This is a genomic window from Paraburkholderia mimosarum LMG 23256 = NBRC 106338 (assembly GCF_000739815.1).
Lineage (GTDB): Bacteria > Pseudomonadota > Gammaproteobacteria > Burkholderiales > Burkholderiaceae > Paraburkholderia > Paraburkholderia mimosarum.
In genome coordinates, this window is record NZ_BBJJ01000178.1 from 1 (window position 1) to 4,120 (window position 4,120).

Below are 4,120 nucleotides of genomic sequence, written 5' to 3' on the forward strand. Positions count from 1 at the left end.
AGCCCGTATCGCCGCCCATGCTGTCTGGGCAGGCCAACCGTAAGGAAGGCTGTTGGCGGTGCGGGTAGAGGATGACGGAGAAAGCGAACGGCTGCCTGTAATGGGCAGCATAGCGGTTGCAACATCACCGCATGCGAAAGCAGGCCCACTTCCGTTTGGTCTTTCGTCACGAGAGAGTTTGATCAACCTTCAAAGGGGGAGAAGCAGATGACGGTGCAGCAGCAAGGCACTGGTGCGTCCTCCGATCGAGCGACGCACTGGCACAGCATCGACTGGGCCGGGTGTTATCGCGAGGTCCGAAGGCTCCAGGCGCGTATCGTGAAGGCAACGCAGGAAGGCCGCTGGGGCAAGGTGAAAGCCTTGCAATGGCTGCTAACCCACTCGTTCAGCGGCAAGGCACTCGCCGTCAGACGAGTGACTGAGAATCAGGGCAGACGGACGCCGGGAGTGGACGGCATTACATGGTCCTCCCCGAAGTCCAGGCTCAAAGCAGTGCTGTCGCTCAAACGGCGCGGCTATCGGCCGCGTCCGCTGAGGCGGATATACATCCCCAAGGCCGACGGGAAGAAGATGCGGCCTCTTGGAATCCCGTGCATGATCGACAGGGCTCAGCAGGCGCTGTATCTGCTCGCTCTGGAGCCGGTTGCAGAAAGTACGGCGGACTTGAACTCCTATGGTTTCAGGTCGGCCCGATCAACGGCCGACGCAATCGAACAATGCTTCCGGGTGTTGAACGGAGCCGATTCTGCACCGTGGATTCTTGAGGCCGATATCCGAAGCTGCTTTGACGAAATCTCGCATGACTGGCTGATCGCCCATATTCCTACGGATAAAGCGATTCTGCGAGGATGGTTGAAGGTTGGCTACCTTCATAACCGGGTCTTTCACGCAACGGAAGCGGGTACGCCACAAGGCGGTATTATCTCGCCCACGTTGATGAACATGACGCTTGACGGGCTGGAGGCACTGCTGCGCGCAAAGTACCGCCGCGGCAATCACAATCTGTCAAAAGTCAATATCGTTCGTTATGCAGATGACTTCATCATTACCGGTGCAACGCAAGACGTGCTGGTGGACGAAGTTCGCCCAATGGTCGAGCAGTTTCTGGTCGAGCGCGGCTTATTGCTATCACCAGAAAAGACCCGGATCACGCATATCGACGATGGGTTCGATTTCCTCGGCATGAACGTGCGCAAGTATGGCAGCAAGCTGTTGATCAAGCCAGCCAAAGCAAACGTTCAGCGCTTTCTGCGTAAGCTGCGGGAAATCGTGAAGGCCAGCGCGACGCTGCGACACGACGAGTTGATACGCAAGCTCAATCCATTGCTTCGAGGATGGGCGAACTATCACCGGCATGTTGTATCGAAGCGCATCTTTGCTGAAGTTAGTCACGCGGTTTGGCAATGTCTGTGGCGCTGGGCGCGGCGTCGTCATCCGAACAAAAGCGCAGGCTGGGTTCGACGGAAGTACTTCCGATCCGTCGGTTTCCGGCACTGGGTGTTTGGCACGGAGACTGGCAAAACGCCCGGTTCGGGAGAGAAGGAACTCCTGCTGCTCTATGACATTGCAGGCACGCCGATCAGGCGACACCGGAAAATAAAGATGGACGCCAATCCATTTGACCCGAAGTGGGAAAGCTATTTCGAGGAGCGATTGGGCCTCGCGATGGTGGACTCGTTAAAGGGTCGAAAGCAGTTGATCCGGTTGTGGCTCGATCAGGCTCGCGCGTGTCCGGTCTGTCAGCAGATGATTACGAAATCCAGTGGCTGGCGTCTCTACCACATGGTTCGGAAAGTCGAAGGCGGAAAGGACACGCCGGGCAATCTCGTGATGTTGCATCCTGAATGTCACCAGATGGCGCGAGCTCTCCGACTCCCAGTAGCGAAACCGGCTCCATCAATGGGGCTTTGAAAGGCTTGAGCGGTATGCGGCGAAAGTCGCACGTACCGTTCTTAGGGGAGGACGCGACGGCAACGTCGTGCCCTTACCCGACCGAACCGGAAGACATCGCCACTTCAATTGCAGCCGACCAGGCCCGTTTGCGCGAAGTGCGTTTCCGGGACGCCTCCGGCAATACATGGGACGGCAAAGGCGCGCCGCCACAATGGGTGGTCCAGGCGACCAGCGCCGGACAGTCTCTTGAGCATTTCGCAATTGATGGCGCATCAACGCGCGACCCGGGCAAACGCACCGGCGCGGACTGGCGCAATGACCCGTTTGCCGGCACGAGACTGGCGAGAATCAAGACAGCGGGCGTTGGCGCCTGACAGCCGAACTGCGGTTGCCAGCCGTGGTGTCCAGCAGAATCCACTTTGACGCACACACCGTATGCGGGACGTCATTGGCAGGCACGATGACTCACGCGGCCATGACGAAGCCGCCCGTGCTGAAGCGGTAACGTTGTGCCTGAATTCGCGTGTGCCTGTCGCAGGCAGGGCCATGGAAGATTACGCAAGTTCAGACCTCTTCTTTTCCAGCCCAGCCTGGCACAATATTCAGGTTCGCCTTGAATGTCAGGCACGGCGTGCATGGATTCGTTGTACGAGAGAAAAGCGAGAACCGGGATAGCGCCCGGTGCAGGGTTTGAACGGCATCTTCGTTCGGAAAGGGTCTCGACCGGCGCTAGACACACGACCACCCAACGCATCGAACAGACAGGCGGACAAACCTGGCCCGCGGATGAACATCATCGAGCTCACTACGTGAATGGACTTCGGCGAGTGGCCAAGTTTACGTATCACGCAGGATAGCCCGAATCCTCGGATCGTATGGCACTTTCAGTACCTCCGCGACGATCGCCGAGCCAGCTCCGGGATGAGCGGGATTGAACAGATAGTTGTACGAATGAGGAAGAATGGCACTTGGAACCTCGAGGAGCAGTTCCTGCCCCGCCGCCAGCCATTCGCTTCCGGCAGCCTGCGTCCAGTCCGCATTCTCGCGCCAGTCATCCGGGATGACACTCGACGTGAGTTCCGCAATCGCGGCGCCCTCCGCAATTTCCACGCGAAGCAGCTGATAGTTATCAGGCAACGCCTGCGGCGACCCGAACTCGTGGTGCACCATGGTCTCAAGCAGCGCAAGTGCGGGATTTTCCGCCAGATAGACGACGGGTTGCCCCCGGTAATGCCACCGGCCAGACGCCCTCAACCCGCCGATGCCGCGAAGGTCCGCGTAATTACTGATCCTCCAGAATTCCATCAGGCGAAGTATCCCTCGTCGATCTGCACCAGTGCGTCCTCGACAAGCCGCGCCCCGTGTTCAGTTGCTGCCATTTCGAGCGGCGTTTTCCCGGCGAATCGCTCTTTGCTGCCGCGAAGCCAGTTCATGGCTTTTTCAGTATTTCCAAAGACCGTCTCTGCCTGTGCAACGATCCTTGCAAGGCGGATGGCCTTGTCCGACTCGTCAGTCGAGAGCCGCTCACCATTCTGGCGACGATGTGAGAGGGTTCGACGCGGAATGATGAAGAGCAGCTCTTCGGCCTTGAGGCCGTGCTCGCCGAGGCGGTCGAGCACCTCCACGCCGAGGCGCTCGGTCGCGAGCGCAGCAAGGTCATTCCCGGATCGGATGTGCGCCTGGAGCAGGTTTCCCAGCAGCGAAAACTCGGTATGCCGCGGGTTGACCCGTCCAGTGGGACGATATTCAACGGTAGCCATGGACCCTCCAGCAAAATGCCCAATCAATGCGGGCATTTTGCCACAGATCGAGCTTGCCTGTTGTGCTCTACGCTGCACCGATCGCGCGCGACCGCCACTTACGGCAAATCCGCTCCCCGCAGCCCCGCATAGCCGACCGGCGCCTCCGGCGTGACTTTCCAGGATAGAGCGGCTACGATAGCTGTATATTTATACAGTATTTTATGGGGGCACCACGGCGCTGCCACTACTGGGACGTCGAGGCAATCCATCGCGATCTGTGGAGAGCGTCACCACTCGCTTCCGCGCATGGCCACACGGTGCCGAGCGGCCATGAAGCGCTCGATGCGGAACTGCCGGGACGCGGCTGGCCGGCCGGTGCCTTGACCGAGGTGATTGTCCCGCAACCGGGCTGCGGTGAACTGCGTCTGCTTAAGCCCGCGCTTGAAGCCGTCGCATCGCGGCCAGTCTTTGTGCTGCAGCCACCG

5 protein-coding genes are annotated in these 4,120 nt (G+C 59.3%); 2 read left to right on the forward strand and 3 right to left on the reverse strand.

Annotated elements, in window-relative coordinates:
• Positions 1 to 207: 207 nt before the first annotated feature.
• Entirely contained in the window at positions 208 to 1,911 is a 1,704-nt protein-coding gene (gene ltrA / locus BMI01S_RS36145) for a group II intron reverse transcriptase/maturase (protein WP_028215617.1), read from the forward strand.
• Positions 1,912 to 1,925: 14 nt separating this feature from the next.
• The gene (locus BMI01S_RS40185; protein WP_081716347.1) at positions 1,926 to 2,267 is read left to right on the forward strand and encodes an H-NS family nucleoid-associated regulatory protein; all 342 of its coding nucleotides are present in this window, start codon (positions 1,926 to 1,928) and stop codon (positions 2,265 to 2,267) included.
• 463 nt (positions 2,268 to 2,730) lie between these two features.
• Here BMI01S_RS40185 and BMI01S_RS36150 read toward each other — a convergent pair whose 3' ends face one another.
• The 3 genes from BMI01S_RS36150 to BMI01S_RS43950 all read right to left on the reverse strand — a co-directional run.
• Positions 2,731 to 3,201, reverse strand: a complete 471-nt coding sequence (locus BMI01S_RS36150; RefSeq protein WP_154671518.1) for an RES family NAD+ phosphorylase — start codon at positions 3,199 to 3,201, stop codon at positions 2,731 to 2,733.
• The gene (parS, locus tag BMI01S_RS36155; RefSeq protein WP_028233000.1) at positions 3,198 to 3,653 is read right to left on the reverse strand and encodes a type II RES/Xre toxin-antitoxin system antitoxin; all 456 of its coding nucleotides are present in this window, start codon (positions 3,651 to 3,653) and stop codon (positions 3,198 to 3,200) included. Before parS ends, BMI01S_RS36150 begins: the two co-directional genes overlap by 4 nt.
• A 269-nt stretch (positions 3,654 to 3,922) precedes the next feature.
• The coding region (locus BMI01S_RS43950; RefSeq protein WP_042292857.1) for a hypothetical protein at positions 3,923 to 4,120 on the reverse strand (198 nt) is incomplete at its 5' end.